General features: G+C 65.1%; 14 protein-coding genes. 6 read left to right on the top strand and 8 right to left on the bottom strand.

The window, feature by feature from the left end:
- Position 1: 1 nt before the first annotated feature.
- The gene (locus ACIPVK_RS07965; protein WP_407611425.1) at positions 2 to 955 is read right to left on the bottom strand and encodes an ABC transporter permease; all 954 of its coding nucleotides are present in this window, start codon (positions 953 to 955) and stop codon (positions 2 to 4) included.
- Positions 956 to 1,060: 105 nt separating this feature from the next.
- The gene (locus ACIPVK_RS07960; protein ID WP_407611424.1) at positions 1,061 to 2,671 is read right to left on the bottom strand and encodes an ABC transporter substrate-binding protein; all 1,611 of its coding nucleotides are present in this window, start codon (positions 2,669 to 2,671) and stop codon (positions 1,061 to 1,063) included.
- Between the two features lie 152 nt (positions 2,672 to 2,823).
- Here ACIPVK_RS07960 and ACIPVK_RS07955 point away from each other — a divergent pair, with 152 nt between their 5' ends.
- The gene (locus ACIPVK_RS07955) at positions 2,824 to 3,558 is read left to right on the top strand and encodes a FadR/GntR family transcriptional regulator (protein WP_407611423.1); all 735 of its coding nucleotides are present in this window, start codon (positions 2,824 to 2,826) and stop codon (positions 3,556 to 3,558) included.
- A gap of 89 nt (positions 3,559 to 3,647) precedes the next feature.
- Here the strand turns inward: ACIPVK_RS07955 and ACIPVK_RS07950 are convergent, their stop codons facing one another.
- From ACIPVK_RS07950 to ACIPVK_RS07940, 3 genes are all read right to left on the bottom strand, one after another.
- Positions 3,648 to 4,268, bottom strand: a complete 621-nt coding sequence (locus ACIPVK_RS07950) for a hypothetical protein (protein WP_407611422.1) — start codon at positions 4,266 to 4,268, stop codon at positions 3,648 to 3,650.
- Positions 4,269 to 4,313: 45 nt separating this feature from the next.
- Positions 4,314 to 6,881 carry an AAA family ATPase gene (locus tag ACIPVK_RS07945; protein ID WP_407611421.1) on the bottom strand — a complete coding sequence of 856 codons (2,568 nt, stop codon included), beginning with the start codon at positions 6,879 to 6,881 and terminating at the stop codon, positions 4,314 to 4,316.
- Positions 6,882 to 7,037: 156 nt separating this feature from the next.
- Positions 7,038 to 7,772: a GntR family transcriptional regulator gene (locus tag ACIPVK_RS07940; protein ID WP_407611420.1), complete on the bottom strand. Its 735-nt coding sequence runs from the start codon at positions 7,770 to 7,772 to the stop codon at positions 7,038 to 7,040.
- 73 nt (positions 7,773 to 7,845) lie between these two features.
- Here ACIPVK_RS07940 and nagB point away from each other — a divergent pair, with 73 nt between their 5' ends.
- From nagB to ACIPVK_RS07920, 4 genes are all read left to right on the top strand, one after another.
- Positions 7,846 to 8,634, top strand: a complete 789-nt coding sequence (gene nagB / locus ACIPVK_RS07935; RefSeq protein WP_407611438.1) for a glucosamine-6-phosphate deaminase — start codon at positions 7,846 to 7,848, stop codon at positions 8,632 to 8,634.
- Positions 8,635 to 8,749: 115 nt separating this feature from the next.
- Positions 8,750 to 11,386: an exo-alpha-sialidase gene (locus ACIPVK_RS07930; protein ID WP_407611419.1), complete on the top strand. Its 2,637-nt coding sequence runs from the start codon at positions 8,750 to 8,752 to the stop codon at positions 11,384 to 11,386.
- Between the two features lie 119 nt (positions 11,387 to 11,505).
- On the top strand, positions 11,506 to 12,852 hold the full coding sequence (gene glmM / locus ACIPVK_RS07925) for a phosphoglucosamine mutase (RefSeq protein WP_407611418.1): 1,347 nt from the start codon (positions 11,506 to 11,508) through the stop codon (positions 12,850 to 12,852).
- A gap of 130 nt (positions 12,853 to 12,982) precedes the next feature.
- Positions 12,983 to 14,326, top strand: coding sequence for a UDP-glucose dehydrogenase family protein (locus ACIPVK_RS07920; RefSeq protein WP_407611417.1), 1,344 nt, complete (start codon positions 12,983 to 12,985; stop codon positions 14,324 to 14,326).
- Between the two features lie 338 nt (positions 14,327 to 14,664).
- On the opposite strand, the gene ACIPVK_RS07915 is transcribed toward ACIPVK_RS07920, so the two are convergent.
- Positions 14,665 to 16,200, bottom strand: a complete 1,536-nt coding sequence (locus ACIPVK_RS07915) for an NAD(P)H-hydrate dehydratase (protein ID WP_407611416.1) — start codon at positions 16,198 to 16,200, stop codon at positions 14,665 to 14,667.
- Positions 16,201 to 16,264: 64 nt separating this feature from the next.
- Entirely contained in the window at positions 16,265 to 16,615 is a 351-nt protein-coding gene (locus ACIPVK_RS07910) for a holo-ACP synthase (RefSeq protein WP_217389456.1), read from the bottom strand.
- Positions 16,616 to 16,742: 127 nt separating this feature from the next.
- Between ACIPVK_RS07910 and ACIPVK_RS07905 the strand changes: the two genes are divergently transcribed.
- Positions 16,743 to 17,318 (top strand): mycothiol transferase, encoded by a 576-nt coding sequence (locus ACIPVK_RS07905; RefSeq protein ID WP_407611415.1) that lies wholly within the window; start codon positions 16,743 to 16,745, stop codon positions 17,316 to 17,318.
- An 84-nt stretch (positions 17,319 to 17,402) separates the two neighbouring features.
- On the opposite strand, the gene glmS is transcribed toward ACIPVK_RS07905, so the two are convergent.
- Entirely contained in the window at positions 17,403 to 19,274 is a 1,872-nt protein-coding gene (gene glmS / locus ACIPVK_RS07900) for a glutamine--fructose-6-phosphate transaminase (isomerizing) (RefSeq protein WP_407611414.1), read from the bottom strand.
- Positions 19,275 to 19,413: the final 139 nt, after the last annotated feature.

Below are 19,413 nucleotides of genomic sequence, written 5' to 3'. Positions count from 1 at the left end.
GTCATACCGTCCTAATCCGGGGGTTGATGAGCAGGTAGAGCAGGTCCACCGCGATGTTGACCAGCACGAAGGTGATGGCGATGGTCAGGGTGACGCCCTGGACCAGGGAGACGTCGTTGTTGGTGATGCCGTTGAGGATGAGCTGGCCCATGCCGGGCAGCGAGAAGATCATTTCGATGACCACCGCTCCGCCGAGCAGGTAGCCGATGCGCAGGCCCAGCACGGTGACCGGGGTGATCAGCGCGTTGCGCAGCACGTTGCGGCGGATGACCTCGTGGCGCGGGACCCCGTTGCCGATGGCGGTGCGGACGTAGTCCTTGTCCATTTCCTCGACCATCGAGGTGCGCACCACGCGGATCAGCGAGGCGCAGACCGGGATGGCCAGGGCCAGGGCGGGCAGTGCGAGCGAGCGGAAGTAGCCGGCGGGATCCTGGCTGAAGGGTACGAAGCCGCCGGAGGGGAAGGTGCCGGTGCCCAGGGCCAGCCACTGGATCAGCAGGATGCCGAGCCAGAAGGAGGGAGTCGCGACGGCGGCGATGGAGAGCACGCGGATGCCCGCATCGGGCCAGCGGTCGCGGTAGAGCGCGGCGGTGACGCCCAGCAGCAGGGAGAGCACCACGGCGATGGCCACGCCGAAGAAGGTCAGCTGCAGGGTCAGCGGGAACGCGCCGGCGATGATCCCGGAGATCGGCTGGGCCGGAGGGGTGGTCTTGCCGAAGTCGAGCACCAGCAAGCGGGCCAGGAAGGAGATGTACTGCGCAATCACCGGCTTGTCGAGGCCGCGTTCGGCGCGGTAGGCGGCCTTGGCTTCCTCGCTGGCGCCCTCGCCGAGCGCGGTGGTGGCCTGGTCGCCGGGGGAGAACTGCAGGACCAGGAAGACCAGCAGCGTCACGCCCAGGATCATCAGTGGCAGTGCCGCCAGGCGTCGGCCCAGCAGGCGGAGGGTATTGCCCACGTCTATGGTGCTCCTCGGTTTGGGGGATGTGCGGAGATGGAGGGGGTAAAAGGAGTGCGCGCCGCCGCCGATGGGGGACGGCAGGCGGCGCGCCACAAATGCGCGCTAGGCGTGCGCGACGTCCACGAAGGAGAGCCCGGTGGTCGGCAGCGGGCGGAAGCCCGTCAGCGCATCCGGGTTCCAGGCGGTCGGCAGCATGCGGTGCAGGATCGGGTAGAGCGGGGCCTGCTCGGCAATCAGGTCGATGACCTGGTTCCAGACCTTCTGCGCGGCGACCGGGTCGGCGGCGCGCACGGCGGCATCAAGCTGCTTCTGCACGGTCGCGTTCTCCTTGGTCTTGCTCCAGCGGAAGCGGTCCTGCGGCCACACGGTGCCGCGGTACCACCAGGAAAGCAACAGGTCCAGGTCGTTGCCGAAGACCGAGGGGTCGCCCGGGGCGGCGACGACGCGGAACTTGCCCGAGTCGACGTGGTCCGGGTACAGGGCGCCGGACTGCATGGACTTGAGCGTGACCTTGACGCCCGGAAGCTTGTTCCAGGACTCGATGATCACCGGGGCCGCGTCCTTGACCCAGGACGTGTCGGTGGTCAGCAGCTCGAAGGAGAGCTCGGTGACCCCTGCCTCCTTGAGCAGGGCCGCGGCCTTTTCCGGGTCGTAGCCGTAGACGGTGGAGGCGCGGTGGTAGCCCGGGTGGTTTTCCTGCACGAACGAGCTGGCCGCGGTCGCGTTGCCCAGCAGGGCCCGGTCGATGACGGTCTGGGTGTCCAGGCCGTAGTGCAGGGCCTGGCGGACCAGCTTGTTGTCGAAGGGCTTCTCGGCGCAGTTGAACATCAAGAAGAGCAGGCCGAAGGACTGCACGGACTCGACGGTGGCGTTGGCCTTGAGCCGTTCGACGTCCAGGTAGGGGACGTCCTCGATGGCCTGGACGCGGCCGGATTCCACCGCGGTGACGCGGGCCGCGGCGTCCGAGAGCAGGAACCAGGTCATGCCCGGGGCCTGGGCGGCCATCGGCCCGTTGTACGCCTCGAACTTCTCGAAGACGATCTTGTCGTCCTTGACCGCGGAAATGAGCTTGTAGGGCCCGGTGCCCACCGGGGCGGCGTCGAAGCCGGCCTGGTTAGCCGAGGCCAGCTTCTTCGGGACGATCTTGACGATGGAAATGCGCTCGGCGAAGAGCGGGAAGGCATACTTCAGGGTGAAGGAGACGGTGTCGGTGCCCTTCGCGGTCACCTTGTCGATGAAGGGGATGAACTGTGCGAAGAGCGAGGCGTTCTTCTCATCGAGCACGCGCTCGAAGGAGTAGACGACGTCCTCGACGGTGACCGGGTCACCGTTGTGGAAGGTGGCCCCGGCGCGCAGCTTGATCTCGTAGCCCTTGTCCCCGACCTTGACGGGTTCGGCGGCGGCCAGTGCCAGGTAGCGTTCGCGGGTTGCCGGGTGCAGTTCGGTCAGGCCCTCGAAGATGTGCAGGTTCGCTGCCATCGGGGTGGCCCCGGAGGAGGTCATCGGGTCGAACCCGGTGGAAAGCGCGTAGGACATGCCGGCCTCGATCGGCTTGGTCCCGGCGGCCCCGGAGGCGGCGGTGCCGGTGGCTCCGCTGGGTCCGCAGGCCGAGAGAGTCGCGGCGAAGGCGCCGGCGACTCCCATGGCCCCGGCCAGTTTGAGGAAATTGCGGCGGGAGCTGGCCATGTTCAAAACTTCGTTGTGTAGCGTCATGGTGGTCACCTTGGAGTGGGATGTGGACGGTTATCGGATGTAGGATGTCCTATGCCTGCAGTACAATGTATGCGAAGTCACATTGAACGTCAACCATGGCCCCGCAGCCCGCGGGGCCGGCAGGCGAGATGCGGCAGAAGAAAGGGAAACCGATGAGCGCAGCACAGCCATCCGCCCGGCGGGCGCGGGCCAACGCGGCCGACCGGCTGCAGGCCCTGCAGCAGGAAATCATGGAGCTGATCCTCGAGCGCGGGCTCGTTCCCGGCGATCCGCTGCCCACCGAGCACGAGCTGGTCGAGGAACTCGGCGTCGGGCGGAACACCGTGCGCGAATCGCTCAAGGTCCTCCAGGCCCTGGGCATCGTGGACGTGCGCCACGGCTACGGCATGTTCGTGGCCACCAAGCAGCTCGGCGCGCTCGCCGCGACCCTCGAATTCCACTCGCGGCTCTCGCTGCGCAACGGCGGCCACGAGGCCCTCGAGCTCGTCGAGGTCCGCCAGGCCCTCGAGGCCGGGCTGATCGGCGCGGCCATCGACGCGATGACGCCGCCGGCACTGGGGCGCGTCCGTGCCGCCGTGGAGGACATGGAGGCCCGGGCCGAGGCAGGCAGGCCGCTGAGTGAGGCCGACGAGCAGTTCCACCGCGGGCTGTTCGAGCCGCTGGAGAACGGCATGCTCACCAACCTGCTGGGGGTCTTCTGGTCCGCCTATTCCAAGCTGCACGAGCAGATGGATCCCACCGACGACCTGCTGGTGGAGACCGCCCGGAATCACCGGGACATCTACGAGGCTGTGGCCGCGGGGGACAAGGCGACAGCCGCGCGCCTGATGGCCGGGCACTTCGACGGGATCCGCGGGCTGATCCACACCACCGTCGGAGGCGAGTGACCCCTACTGCCGGGAAGCGCCGGGATTAGGAAGGATCCGGATTCTGATTGGTTCCCTTCTGTCTTGTCGGTTGCCCCATAGCAGTTGAGCTAGGCTGCTTCGGTAAAGATTTTCTTCTGAGCTTCAAGAAGCCGACGCAGGTGAACAACTTCATCATGCGCGGAAGCTGATGTAAGTTCCTGAAGTTCACCCAGGTCGATGGAGTTTGCTTCGGCAAGTTGCCTCGTGTAACCAACCACGAGATTGAATAGCGATTCTCCGTGCTTCGTATTCAGGTCGAGCGTGATGCTGCTGCTCTCGTCGGAGCAAGCACTAACAGCATCGAAATCGGCGACGAGCCGGTCAATAATGTCCGTATCAAGGCGTCCTGCCTCGATTGCCTCCAGATAGGCACCCAAGGAGGCGTTGTACCTTTCAACGCACTCCGGCATGAAGGGCCTGCCGCCCCACTTCCTCGCCGCGATTATCGCGGTCGTTCCCACTGCCACCGTGACCAGCGCAGCTGCGGCGATGATGACCCCCGGGTTCTTAGATCTCGCTGCTACATTTCCCAGGGTCGTCTTGGCGTTTGATGGTACGGAGACCTCAATTAAGGGCTTGACGATTTGTCCTAGTTTGTTGCGTACGATGCCACCGTGTCGAATGTACTCGCCACTTAGCAACCCTGCATGGATCTCTGGTGGTACGTCAAAACTAAGTTGGATAATCACTGTTGGTCCTTCCGCCACTGAAGCTGAACAACGACTATCGCTCGTTTACTCGTCAGCATTGTTGTAAGTCGTTCGCGCTGTGGTCAATTGTTCCCAATGATTTTCCAGTCCAGTTAGGGTAGGAGTTACATTCAGGCTCGGCAGCGGCTGCGAGTGGCCGTCGATGTACCGACAAGCGTCTTCGAAGATCCGAGTGACGGTCTCGATGACGGCAGGCAAAGCCGCGGGTTTGATCTTCGGCAGGTTCGTCATGCGTACGTTGGGTTGGTATCGCTGAGTAACATTCTGGAGCAGTTCCGACTCCGTGAAAACCTCGCACCATGCTCGGATCCAGTCGTAGCCGGTCCGAACGAGGGCTGCACGAGCATCACCCTCTTGCAACCTGGCATCCTGGATCGTCTGGTTGATGTTTTTCTTAAGGTTGTTCAGGCTGTCCCAGCGCGGGCCGGTCGCGCGGACGATCTGCCCCTTTCCTCCCTCGTCACTAATGTGGAAGTACGAGCATCGCTTAGTCGCTTCCATAAGGTGGAGCAGAGTAATCGCGAAGAAGATATCATGCGTAAACACGATGACCTGCGTGGTACTAGCGAGAGAAGTGATTCGTTGTGCGACCTCGTTGATCCGCCGGTGATCGAGACTGGAAACTGGATCATCGAAGATGACCGGAGCCGAGATGCCAGCGAGCCGCGCCTCGGCGAGGAAGTCCGCCATCGCGATTACCTTCTGTTCGCCTTCCGAAAGAACCTTGGACGGCTTGTGCTTACCACTGAGGACCTTCCGTCGTTGCGCTCGTCCTTGGCGGCCAGAGAACTCCACTTGCAGCGTAGGCGCTCGAAGGGCGGTGCATTCTTCGTTGAAGAGTGCGTCGAAGCTCGCATTGATCATCTGGTCGCTCGCGGTCTTTGCCAGGCCAGTGACAGCCCGCAAGAGCCCGGTCATGGGTCTGGCGAGTAGCGTCAACCGCTTTGCCTGCTTTGCGTCCTTCACATGCGACTCGATCACCGTCCACGACTTTGTCAGTTCCGCGGCTGCTTCCAGTTCGACAAGCGCCGTCTTTTTCTCAGCGAGCGTTTGCGCCCGCGACTCATCATGCCTTCTCAGCTCTACCAACGATTCCTTCGTGGTTGACAGAGCGGCGGTGAGTGCCTCCAAGTCCTCTGCAGTGTTTAGGGTTAGATCCAACTCGACAATCGACGTCGATTGAAGGTGGCCTGTGAGAGTAGCCAACGTGGCAAGAGTACGGTCCAGCTCCACGTGGAAAGTCGGCTTGTCGTCCGTGGAAGCGTATTCGTTTGCAAAAGTAGAGGCGTCACCTGCTTGGATGGCCAGGATCGGTTCGGCAAGAGATTCAAGTCGGGAAACCGAGGCGGCAATTTCGGTGGTGATCTTGTCCTCCAGATATTCAGAGTACTTGTCGATTAGTGCCCGCGCGGTTTCGTCCAGCGGTTGTCGGCAGTAGAGGCATCGGTCAGCATCGTGTGCGCCCAGTATGGTGAGATGCGTCTTGTAGCTGTCTCCTGCTTCGACGAATGTGCTCCAGGTTTCATCGGGATCAGCAGGGAGATCTGCCGCCTCAAACAATGCGGCGCGGAACGTTCGATAGTCATCCTCGAGGTCGGCGAGTTTAGCGATTTCGAGATTAAACTCAGGGATATTGAATTGAACCATCGATGTTGCTACAGCCGACGCTTGAGCGACTATATTTTCGACGCGCTGCTGGACCTTGATCTCAGAGCCAATTGTGTCTGCTTCGAGTGCGGCGACGATGCGATGTAAGTTGCCCAAGCGAGCGTCAACGTCATGATCGGTATCGGCGAACGTTTTCAACTGTTCTAGATCAGTCGCAGCCCCAAGTTCCTCGATAAGGGGGTACACGCTGGAGCCAGGCGCAAACCGCGACAGAACTCCTGTTGGTCCCGTTTGCAGATCCTCAACAGCTTGTTCAATCTGGCTCTGCACAGCCTTGATGCCAGCAATCACGTGATTGAACAGCGCAAGGGCGGCCGGAACGTACACGTACTCCAGATCGTCGTCCACGTGGAAACTGACGGAAGGGCTATCGAAGATGGACATTCTAGTGAAGGGGGCAATTCCTTGTTGTCCCGTCCATGCATGGGTCTTAGACTCCCCACCTAGTGTGTATCCGACCAATGCGGATTGAGTCTGCGGGCTAGTGGCTTCGATATTGCCAAGGATCACGTCCGCGGTCCGGCTGGCAGCGAGTCCCTTGAAGATCCGCGAATATCCCGTCTTTCCCGTACCGTTCTCACCGAACAGGATCGTCAGACCCTCATGCGGTTCAATGACACCGCCTTCCACCAGAGCGTTGACACCGGTTACTTCAGCGAGAGACGTGAGCTTTAGTGGCTCAATTGCTTCATCCTCCTGCTCAAGAGTCGCCAGTGGCAATTCCGTGGGCAGTGCACGGGCTTCAAAAGCATTCTCCTGCCGAAAAAGGGCGTAAGCCTGAGACTCTTCTTCGATTCCTAAGGGTTCGCCGTCGGAAAGGACATGCTTGACAATAAAGCGTACCCACTCGTCCGACGCGTTCGCCCATTCACTGAGCAAGCCACGCGGATCCAGCCGCTTCGGTGAAATCACTGTTTCGGTCACGTTCTTGCCCCCTGGCCAACGAGTGCAAAGTCGTGTTTGACTTCGCTACTCACTGTCGACTCTAGCGGTTCAGTCTCATGGTTCGGTGCGGAATGGATGCCGTTCATGCGTCTCGGGTTCGGTGCGGGTCATACTTTGAAACCGGTACCTCCGAAATCAGGCGGGACCCCGCTCCACGGTCGTTTCGTAGCCGTAGCGGTCCCCGCGGTAGAGGGTCTCGGTGGCCTCGACGGCCCGCCCGCGTTCGGTGAAGCCGACCCGCTCCATGCGCAGGGCCGCGGCTCCCACGGGCTGGTCGAGCAGGTGCGCCTGGGTGGGCGTGAGGTTGGTTGCGGAGATGGCCTGGGAGGCCCGCACGATGCGCTGGCCGTGCGCGGCCAGCTGCGCGTCCAGCGAGCCCTCCGGGTCGGGCAGTTCCTCGCCGAAGAGGCCCGGCAGTAGGCGGGCGGTCTCCAGGGCCATGGGTGTTCCGTCGGCGAGCCGGAGCCTGCGCAGCAGCAGGACGCCGGAGCCCTCGGCCAGGCCCAGGGTGCGGGCCGTGTCGGCCGAGCATGGTTCGATCCCACAGTCCAGGGTGCGGGAGGAGGCCTTGAGCCCGCGCTCGGCCATGTCCTGGCTGAATCCGGTGAGCCGCGGGCCCTTGCGGATCTGCGCGGGATCCGCGACATAGGTGCCCGAGCCCTGCACGTTGTAGACCAGGCCTGCGGAGGCCAGCCGGGCGATGGCCCGGCGCACGGTGTCGCGGCTGACCCCGAAGCCGGCCTGCAGCTCCCGTTCGGTGGGCAGCGGATCTCCGACGGCCAGAGACGTGCGGATCTGTTCGGCCAGGGCGTTGGCCAGGGCCACGTACTTGGGGGAACCGGTCCGAACCAATTCGCGTGATTGCTCCATGATTCCGAGTATATAGCGAAAAATCTTGATATTGGTACGGACAAATCATCGAAAGATGGGTACTCTGGGCAGGGTGGAAATCATCGTGCTCTCAGACCCGGCGGCCGTGGGCCGCCATGCCGCCCGCCTCATTGCCGACGTCCTCGGCAGACGGCCCGATCCCGTGCTCGGCGTGGCCACCGGCTCCAGCCCGCAGGCAACGTACTCGGAGCTGGCCGCCCTGGTGCGGGAGGGGCTGGACCTCTCCCGCGCAACGGCGTTCGCGCTGGATGAATACGTGGGACTTGATCCCGCGCATCCCGAGGCCTACCGTTCGGTCATCCACCGGGACGTCACCGTGCCGCTTCGGATGGATCCGGCCCGAGTGCACGTCCCCGACGGCGCCGCGGTCGACCTGCGGGCGGCCTGCATGCAGTACGAGGAAGCCATCGAGGCCGCGGGCGGCATCGACGTGCAGCTGTTGGGTATCGGGGCCAACGGTCACATTGGCTTCAACGAACCCGGCTCCTCGCTGGGCAGCCGCACCCGCGTCAAGACCCTTGCCCCGCGGACCCGGCGCGACAATGCGCGGTTCTTCGGGGGCGACGCCGGAGCGGTGCCGGTTCACTGCCTGACCCAGGGCATTGGCACCATCTTGCGTGCCCGCTCGGTGCTGCTGGTCGCCACCGGGGAATCCAAGGCGGCCGCCGTGGCGGCCATGGCCGAAGGCCCGCTGGGCGCCTTCTGCCCTGCGAGCGCGCTGCAATTGCATGAGCGGGCGACGGTGGTCGTGGACGAGGCGGCTGCCTCGTTGCTCGGGGACCGGGAATACTACGATTTCGCCCGCGACAACGCGCCCGGCGGTGCGCTCGACTTCGACTGATTCGCCGCCCGCTGCTTGACACGTGTGGCATAACTCACGTATTCATAGATCGGATGTCCTACCTCTTAGCTCGACCGCCCCGACCCTCCCCAGCCGGAAAGGCACTACCCAAGAGATGACCGCACACCCGAAACCCCGACCCTCCCGCGCCGCCCGCCCCCTGGCGGCCGCCGCCCTGATCGCGCTGTTGGCCCCGGTTGCCCTGGCGGGATCCGCAGGTGCAGCACTTCCGGTGCCCGGCAGCGATCCGTTCGCCGCCCCGGGCACCTACAGCGAGGCGAACCTCGCAGCCGACAGGACCAGCGAGAACTACTTCTACCGCATCCCCGCCCTGGCCCACCTGGGCAACGGCGTGGTGCTCACGGCCTGGGACGCCCGCCCGAATTCCGCCGCCGACGCGCCCAATGCCAACAGCATCGTGATGCGCCGCAGCACCGACAACGGCAAGACCTTCGGACAGATGACCACCATCGCCGCCGGCCACCTGGGCGACGCCGAGACCCTGAAGTATGGCTACAGCGACCCCAGCTTCGTTGTCGATGCACAAACCAACACCGTCTTCGCCTTCTTTGTCTATTCCAAGGACCAGGGATTCCACGGCAGCACCTTCGGGAACGACGATGCCGACCGCAATGTCATCAGCGCCGCGGTGGTCTCCTCGAGGGACGGCGGGGTGAGCTGGAGCGAACCGCGGCTGATCACCGACGTGGCCAAGCCCGGCGCCGATGCCACCCCCGAACCGGGCGACGTGAAGTCCACCTTCGCCACCTCCGGGGCCGGCATCCAGCTGCGCTACGGGGCCCACGCCGGGCGGCTGGTGCAGCAATACGCCGGCCGGGTCATGCAGGCCGATGGCAGCACGCCGATCCAGGCCTACTCCGTATATTCGGATGACCACGGTCAGACCTGGGAGCGCGGGGAATTCATCGGCACCGGGATGGACGAGAACAAGGTCGTCGAGCTCTCCGACGGCCGGGTGATGCTCAACTCCCGCGACTCGAACAACGGCGGCTTCCGCAAGGTGGCGATCTCCACCGACGGCGGTCACAGCTACTCGCCGGTTCAAACCGACACCGAGCTCGTGGACCCGACCAACAACGCCCACGTGACCCGGATGTTCCCCGAAGCGGCCGAGGGCAGCGCGGAGGCGAAGATGCTGCTGTACACGGGGGCCAACCACCCCACCGAGCGCCGCAACGTCTCGGCCCGGGTCTCCTGCGACGACGGGGAGACCTGGCCCGGGCTGCGCACCATCCGCTCGGGCTTCTCCGCCTACTCGGTCGCCACCGCGCTGGACGACGGGCTGTACGGGGTCTTCTACGAGGCCGGCTACACCAACGACCTCCCCTTTGCCACGTTCGACCAAGACTGGCTCAATGTCGCCTGCGCCCCGCTGTCGGCCGCGCCGCTGGCACTGGACGCCGGGTCCAGTGCCGAGGCATCCGTGAAGATCGCCAACCAGGAATCCACCGCGCTCTCGGGCACGCTGACGCTCACCGGCCCGGACGGGTGGGACCTGGGCACCGCCGACCTTGCCCCGCTGGCCGCGGGCGCCGAAACCACCCTCAGCCTCCCGGTCACCGCCCCGGCCACCGCGAACGGGGCAGTGAAACTGCAGGCCCGGTTCACCGCCGCGGACGGCCGCACCTCGCACGCCACCCTGACCGCCCAGGTCAAGGGCCAGGAAATCGTCTCGCTCGATGTTTCGGGCAAGCGCTCCGATGGGGCCCGCGACCTTGCCGCCACCCCCTACGCGGCGGGGGAGAAGCTGCCGTACACCTTCCACGTCGCCAACACCGGGAACACCATCGCCTGGGTGGTCCCGACGGCCGGCAACTTCGAACCGCTGGTTGCCGCCCCGGTGGGCCAAAGCAGCCCGGCGGGCAACTGCCGGTACTCCGCCTTGGCGGCCGGAGCCGCCTATGACTGCGCCACGCCGAGCCACACCGTGACCGAGGCCGAGGTGGCCGACGGCTACTTCGTCCCCGCCAGCACCTGGACCGCCGGGAAGGCACCCGACTACGCCACGGTCATCAAGAAGTACGTGGTTGACGGGGGAGAAGTGGACCTGCTGGTGCGCGCCCCGGGCCTCGCGGCCAATGCAACCGCCGGCACCTTCACCGACCGCGACGGCGACGGCTACGCCTCCGCCGGGGACATCGTCAGCCACCCTGCCGTGCTGCACAACACCGGCAACGTGCGATTGACCGGAATCCGTTCCGGGGACCAGGCGCTCGCCGGGGAACTGGCCCCCGGTGCCACCGATGGCACCGAGCTGGTCCACGTATTGACCGAGCAGGAGGCCCTCGGCGGGGAACTGGCCGCACGCACGGTGCAACTTGCCGCAGTAAACGGCAGCAAGCAGGCCTCGGCCGAGCTCACGCTGGAACCGGTGCAGTTGCCCCTGAACCCCGCCTCATGGGAGCCGACCGACGTGGAAACCCAAGTGCCGGCAAGCAGTCGTTTGTCCCTGGCGCCCGAGGCCGGCGCAGCCCGCTGGGACGGGGACTACTCCGTGGTCATGGAGTTGCCGCGCGGGAGTAACGCAAGTGTCTTCCGTCTCTTCGAGGACGGCCGGCTCATCCACGGCCAGGCGCTGAAGGCCGACAGCCCGCAGGTGCAACGCGCCGTGGTCCGGTTCAGCGGACGGGCGGACGGCAACCACCGCTACACCGCCGAACTCCAGAACGCAGCGGGTACCTCCGCATCCCTTCCGCTGCGGGTCACGGTGGATTCCGGGCGCACGGACTAGGGTCCGTCTCCGGCAGCCGCCGGGCCCGGAAGCTGCTTTTCCCCGGGGCGGTCGGCCGGTGGAATGCCGTTTGGAGAAATGCCGGGGAATGCTCCGGGTGCGGGTTATGATGAGTCGCGATGGCAAGGTTATTTGGGACCGACGGTGTCCGCGGAAAAGCAAACGAACTTCTGACCCCCGAGCTGGCGATGGCGCTTTCACAGGCTGCCGCGATGGTTCTGGGTCATGAACAAATACATGACGGGCGACGTCCCGTGGCGGTGGTGGCCAAGGATCCCCGGATCAGCGGCGACTTCCTCTCGGCTGCGATCGAGGCGGGCCTGGCGGCCTCAGGCGTCGACGTGCACGATGCGGGGACCCTGCCCACGCCGGCGGCGGCATACCTGGTCGCCGACCTGGGCGCCGACTTCGGCGTCATGATCTCCGCCTCGCACAACGCGGCCCCCGACAACGGGATCAAGTTCCTGGCCCGCGGCGGCAAGAAACTCGACGACGCGCTCGAGGACGCCATCGAGGCGGCCATGGAGAAGCCCAAGCACCGCCCGGTCGGGCCGGACGTCGGACGCATCAACCGCTTCGCGGACGCCGAGGACCGCTACATCATGCACCTGTTGCAGACGCTGCCCAACCGCCTGGAAGGGCTCAAGATCGTCCTTGACTGCGCCCACGGCGCCGCAAGCGGCTGCTCGCCGGAGGTCTTCAACGCCGCCGGCGCCCAGGTCGTGGTCATTGGGGCGGAACCCGACGGCATCAACATCAACGACGGCTACGGCTCGACGCACCTCGAACGCCTGCAGGCCTCGGTGCTGGACAACGGGGCGGACCTCGGGATCGCCCACGACGGCGACGCCGACCGCTGCCTGGCGGTGGACCACGAGGGTACCGTCGTGGACGGGGACCAGATCATGGCCATCATGGCCATGGACATGAAGGAACGTGGCGTCCTGAAGGACAACACCCTGGTCGCCACCGTGATGAGCAACCTCGGCCTGAAGATCGCGATGCGCGAGGCGGGCATCGCCATCAAGGAAACCGGCGTGGGCGACCGCTACGTGCTTGAGGGCATGCGCGAGGGCGGCTACAACCTGGGCGGGGAACAGTCCGGCCACGTGATCTTCGCCGACCACGCCACCACCGGCGACGGGGTGCTGACCGGCCTGCACATTGCGGCCCGCGTCAAGGCCACCGGCAAGTCCCTGAAGGACCTTGCCGCCGCGATGACGGTGCTGCCGCAGGTGCTGATCAACGTCAAGGGCGTTGACAAGGAAGCCGCCCCGGGCAACCAGATGCTGATTGCCGCGATCGTCGCCGCCGAGGCGGAACTCGGGCAAAACGGCCGCGTGCTGTTGCGTCCCTCGGGAACCGAGCCGGTGGTGCGCGTGATGGTGGAAGCCACCTCGCACGACGTGGCCCATTCACTGGCGACTTCGCTGGCCGAAGTCGTTTCCCGCGAACTGGCCCTATAAATACTCTTTGCAACATTGAGACCGTGGCCGAGCGATCCGGCACCTACGGTGTCAGGCGCTCGGCCACACGCATTTGAAATGTGCAGCCCCCCGGCTGCACCAGTGATTTTCGAAAGGGTGTTCCACGGGCATGAGCATGAAGATATCGGTGATAGGCACCGGATACCTGGGCGCGACGCACGCTGCCTGCATGGCTGAACTCGGCTTCGAAGTCATCGGCGTTGACGTCGACCCGGCAAAGATCCAGGCACTGTCCGAGGGCAAGCTGCCCTTCCACGAACCGGGCCTGGGCGAGCTCCTGCGCAAGCACGTTGCCTCCGGCCGGCTGCGCTTCACCACCGACTACGAGCAGGTGGCCACCTGGGCCGATATCCACTTCGTGGGCGTCGGCACCCCGCAGCGCGCCGACGGGCACGGGGCCGACATGCGCTATGTCGACGCGGCGGTGGCCGAGCTTGCCACCCGCATCCGCGGCACGGCACTGATCGTGGGCAAGTCCACGGTCCCGGTGGGCACCGCACGCCGGCTGCGCGGGCTGATTGCGGCCAACGCCCACCCCGACGCACGGATCACCCTTGCCTGGAACCCCGAGTTCCTGCGCGAGGGCTTCGCGGTGGCAGACACCATGTCCCCGGACCGCCTGGTGCTGGGGGTCGAGGACGAGACCTCCGAGGCGATCCTGCGCGAGGTCTACGCCACTGCCCTGGAGGCGGACACCCCGCTGATCGTGACCGACTTTGAGACCGCGGAACTCGTCAAGGTCGCCGCCAACGCCTTCCTGGCCACCAAGATCTCCTTCATCAACTCCTTTGCCGAGGTCACCGAGACCATCGGCGGGGACATCACGGTGCTGGCCGACGCGCTGGGCCACGATGCGCGCATCGGACGCAAGTTCCTCAATGCCGGCGTGGGCTTCGGCGGAGGCTGCCTGCCCAAGGACATCCGGGCGCTGCAGGCGCGGACCAGTGAACTGGGTCTGACCCACACCATGGGCTTCCTGGCCGAGGTCGACGAGATCAACCTGCGCCGGCGCGAACGCGTGGTCCGCCTGGCGAACGTGATGCTCAAGGACCAGCTGGTCGGGGCACGCATCGCGGTCCTCGGCGTCACCTTCAAGCCCGACTCCGACGACGTGCGCGATTCCCCGGCGCTGGACATCGCGGTGCGGCTGTACAACGCCGGCGCCGACGTTCTCGTCTACGACCCCAAGGGCAACAAGAATGCGGCCGAGCGCTTTCCGCGCCTGCAGTACGCAAGCGACCTGCCCGAGGCCGTGCAGGATGCCGATCTGGTGCTGCTGCTGACCGAATGGGCGGAATTCAAGGCCCTGGTCCCGACGGACCTCGAGCACTTGGTGGCCGTCCGGCGCCTCATCGACGGACGAAACGTCCTGAACCGGAAGCAATGGGAAGCGTCGGGCTGGGAGATCGTGGGCATGGGCCAGCACCATGCTCCGCTTGACGGAGAGCTCTAGGTCCTGGAGAAGACCGGGAGTGCGCCGGCGGGCACGTGCCGCGCCGGTCCCCGGTTGGCTATCGTCCGGGCGCACTGGCTGACTGTGGCGCCGCTTCGGCAATCACCAAGTATTCAAATTTGACGGTCAATTAGGCATGCGACTATCCGAAAATTGGGTAGCATGACTTGAGCGTGGGTTACCCCAATTGTCCACGCGGTGTTTGCGTGTACCCCCAAGTATCCGCAAATGCGAGGGACCCACCAAGCACTCGCAATGTTGGTGGGTCCCTTTCGTTAATCCGGTCCCGGTTCCGGCTCGAGGCAGCGTGTCCGGCCCGCCGAACGGCGGCGTAGCCCCTAAAGTCCCAGGTCGCGGCCGGCGCGGGGCAGCTCCTGCAGGAGGTCGACGGCGCTGACCATGCCTTCGTGTGCTGCCAAGGAACCCGCATGGGCATGGATCAGCGCGCCGGCCGCGGCCAGGTCCGCCAGGCGATGGCTTTGCGCGACGACGTCACTCGCGGTGCGTGTGGCCGGGAAATTCGCTGCTGCCAGCAGCGTGCCCAGGATGCCCGTGAGCACGTCGCCGCTGCCGGCGGTGGCCAGATCCGGGGTGGAGGCGTGGACGATCAGGGTGTAGCCGTCGGGGGCGGTGCAAATGGTCGAGGGTCCCTTGAGAAGGACCACGGAGTCGTAGGCAACGGCCGCCCAGCGGGCCCAGCGGATCGGGTCGTTGGAGATGTCGCGGGAGCTGACGCGTACGCCGGCCTTGGCCAGCAGCGCGTGCAGTTCCCCGGCATGCGGGGTGAGAATGCGCAATTGGTGGTGTCCGCCCGGTTCCAACATGGCCAACGCGCCGGCATCGATGACACAGGGATTGCTCGCGGCCAGGATCACCGACAAGTTTCGGCGGGTGTCCTCGGTGTCCTCAAGCCCCGGGCCGATGGCCCAGGCTCCGATGCGGGTGGCACCCTCGCGCTCATTGCGGCGGTTGCGCGCCAAGAGGGCTGTGAGCTCGGGCGGTGCCAGCGGGACGGATTCCGGCACCTGGGTGGTCAAGGCCGTTGCAACGGCCTCCGGGACCAGAGTTCTCAGCAGCCCCAGCCCGCTGGCCACCGCCGCCCGGGCCGTGAGCACCGCGGCGCCGGGGTACTTGGCGGAGCCCGCCATCAGCCCCAGTACCCCGCGCTGGTATTTGTGCCTGCCCGCGTTGCTCCAGTCGGTCTTGCGGTCTAGCAGCAGTTCGAGGTCGTCTCCCTGTACCAGCCAGGCCTCGGGTTCGGGCAAGGTTGCGGAGAGTCCCAGGTCGGTGACGAGAATGTTCCCGGACACCAGGTGGCCTGATCCCACCACGAGTCCCGTTTTCAGTGCACCGAAGCTGACGGTGCGGTCGGCCGGGATGACGTTGTCCGCCGCGGCTCCGGTGTCGGGGTTCACTCCGCTGGGAAGGTCGCACGCCAGCACCGGGATTTCGCGGGGCACGTCGGGAAGTTTCGTCCCGGGACGGACCCCTGTGCCATAGCCGGCATCGATGAGCAGATCGCAGTTAACCAGGAGGTCGTCGAGGTCCGCCAAGGTTGCCGTGCGTCCGCCGGCACGCGACAGTGCCGCCAGGCCCTGCTGATGTGCGTGGGAGCCCAATAGCACCGCCGTGGTGCGAACCCCGCGCTTGGCCAAGGTGGCAAGCGCAAAGAGCCCGTCCCCGCCGTTGTTGCCCGGTCCGATCAGGGCCACGGCACGGGAACCGTAAAGGCGCCCCGTATTTTCCTTGAGCAATAGCACCGCCTGGTGTGCCAACGCGTCGGCGGCCCGGTGCATCAATGTCAGGTCGTTGGCATCGCGCAGCAGCTGGGCTTCGGCATCTCGAACGTGGGTACCTGCATAGACGGGGATCATTAGTTCAGAATACCCAACTCCGGAGGCGAATTGCCGCAGCCATGGCCAGTCGGGAGGTACCTGTCTACCGTTCGGCGACGACCATGGCGGTGGCCAGATCGCCGTCATGGCTCATGGAGAGGTGCCAATGCACCACACCCTTTCTTGCGGCCGCCTCGGCAACCGAGCCGTCAAGCACCACAAAGGGATCGCCGGCGCCGTCCTTCTCGATCCAGCAATGCTGCCAGTTCATGCCTGCCGGAGCACCCAATGCCTTCGCAATGGCTTCCTTGGCCGCGAAACGTGCGGCCAGGGACCTCACGTGGAGCTCGCGTTCCGCGGGAACAAAGAGGCGCTCGCGCAAGGCCGGAGTCCGCTCCAGCTGCGCCTTGAAGCGCGAGACCTCCACAACATCAACACCAATTCCCACGATCATGCCTCCGAGTTTATCGGCTTTGGGAAGCACTCCACGTCGGCGAAGGATTCCGGCTATGGCATGCGCACTGCCGGAGTCGTAGGCTACGAGGCAGCGCGTCCTGCGATCCGAGGGGAAAGGACAGGCGATGAGTCTGCATGAGAACGAAACGGAATCCGTCGCGATTGCGCTGTTGCGGGACGGCTTTGGCCGCGTTCAGGATGGCCTCGAGCGGCTCCTGTCAGAGGCCGAACCGCGGATGCTGCGCTTTAGGGCGAGCAGCCATTCGAACTCGATGGCATGGCTTGCCTGGCACCTGACCCGCATCCAGGATGACCACTTCACGCATCTGGCCAGGGCACTGGATGGGGATTCAACGCTCGAACAGTGTTGGATCGCCAAGCACTGGGTGACCCGTTTCAATCTGTCCTACAGGCAGCTGGATACCGGCTTCGGGCACAGCAGCGACCAGGTCGCGGACTTCGGGATGTATGACGGCGAATACCTGCTCGGCTACCACCGGGATGTGCACGAACAAGCCATGGGCATCCTGTCGGCCTTGCACGAGGCGGACCTTTCAACCGTTATTGACCGGCGGTGGAATCCGCCCGTCACTGCCGGCGTCCGGCTCATTAGCGTGCTTAACGAGACCGCTTCACACCTGGGCCAGGCCGAGTTCCTTTGCGGCATATATGCCGACCAATCGGGCGGAGGGAAGGCCTAGCCATTAAAACGGCGGTGCCGGTGCTTCCCCGAAACAGGGGAAGCACCGGCACCGCCGGCGATGGAACGTATCTGGGTCCAGGAACTACTCGACCGTGACCGACTTCGCCAGGTTGCGCGGCTGGTCGACATCCAGGCCCTTGGCCGAGGCCAATTCGCAGGCGAAGAGTTGCAGCGGGACGGTGGAGAGCAGCGGCATCAACAGCACCGGGGTTTCCGGGACGTAGAAGATGAACTCGGCGAAGTCGCGGACCGCCTCGTCGCCTTCCTCGGCGATGACCAAGGTCTTGGCGCCGCGGGCGCGGACTTCCTGGATGTTGGAAACAACCTTGGAGTGAAGCGAATCGCGGCCGCGCGGGGAGGGGACAACCACGAAGACTGGCTTGTCCTGCTCGATCAACGCGATCGGGCCGTGCTTGAGCTCGCCGGCGGCGAAGCCCTCGGCGTGGATGTAGGCGATTTCCTTGAGCTTCAAGGCGCCTTCCATCGCGACCGGGTAGCCCACGTGGCGGCCCAGGAAGAGCACCGATTCGGTCTCCTGCATGGAACGGGCCAGCGACTTGATTTCCTCGCTGCGGTCCAGGATGTCCTGGATCTTTGCCGGGATCTTGCCCAGGTCGGCCAGGATGTCCTTGATCTGGCCGCTGAACAGGTTGCCGCGCAGCTGGGCCAGGTACAGGCCGAGCAGGTAGGTGGCGGTGATCTGCGCGAGGAACGCCTTGGTGGAGGCCACGGCGATTTCGGGTCCGGCGTGCGTGTAGAGCACTGCATCGGATTCACGCGGGATGGTGGAGCCGTTGGTGTTGCAGATGGCCAGGGTCTTCGCGCCCTGTTCCTTGGCGTACCGCACTGCCATGAGCGTATCCATGGTCTCGCCGGACTGGGAGATGGAGACGACCAGGGTGTTGGCGTTCACGATCGGGTCGCGGTAGCGGAACTCATGGCTCAGCTCCACCTCGACCGGGATCCGGCACCAGTTCTCGATGGCGTACTTGGCAACCGAACCCGCGTAGGCGGAGGTTCCGCAGGCGAGCACGATGATCTTGGAGACGGCGGCCAGTTCCTCGGGGGAGATGCGCAGTTCATCGAGGGTCAGGCGTCCGAAGGCGTCCGAGCGGCCCAGCAGGGTGTCGGCCACGGCAGCGGGCTGGTCGAAGATTTCCTTCTCCATGAAGGAGCCGAAACCGCCCTTTTCGGCGCTGGCGGCGTCCCAGTCGACGTGGAATTCCTTGCCCTCGGCCGGGTTGCCCGAAAAATCGGTGATGGTGTGGGAATCGGGGGTGATGGTGACGATCTGGTCCTGGCCCAGCTCGACCGCACGGCGGGTGAAGTCGATGAAGCCCGAAACATCCGAGCCCAGGAAGTTTTCCCCGTCGCCCAGTCCCAAGACCAGGGGGGAATTGCGGCGGGCAGCCACGACAACGCCCGGGTGCTCTGCGTGAACTGCCAGCAGGGTGAAGGCACCCTCGAGCTGGCGGGCGGTGAGCTCCATCGAACGGGTGAGGTTGCCTTCGCCGGCGCCGCGGTAGACCGAGCCCAGCAGCGCTGCGGCAACTTCGGTGTCGGTTTCGGAAAGGAACTCGACGCCCTCGGCGCGCAACTTGGCCTTCAGCTCGGCAAAGTTCTCGATGATGCCGTTGTGGATCAACGCGAGGTTGCCTTCGTCGGCCAGGTGCGGGTGTGCATTGCCGTCGGTGGGTCCGCCATGGGTCGCCCAACGGGTGTGGCCGATACCGGTCAGCGAAGCAGGCAACGGATCGGCTTCCAGGGCCTCGACGAGGTTGACGAGCTTGCCCGACTTCTTTCGCGAGTCAATGCCCGCCTCGGTGACCACGGCCAGTCCGGCCGAGTCATAGCCGCGATACTCCAGGCGTCGAAGGCCCTCAAGAATCACATCGAGCGCCCCGTGATCGGCTGCGCGTCCAGCATTACCTACGTATCCAACGATTCCACACATGCCAAAAAGATTACCGTGCCACGCAAGTCCGTGCGTTCATTTGCCCCGCCGGACGGCGTAAAAGTTATGTGTGCATGCCCACGCGTCCAAACTATGGCCAAAAGGTGAAGTTTGGGAATACGGGCGGATTGTTGGCACA

The sequence above is a fragment of the Paeniglutamicibacter sp. MACA_103 genome (genome assembly GCF_045798555.1).
Lineage (GTDB): Bacteria > Actinomycetota > Actinomycetes > Actinomycetales > Micrococcaceae > Paeniglutamicibacter.
This window is presented reverse-complemented; position numbering and strand designations above follow the sequence as displayed.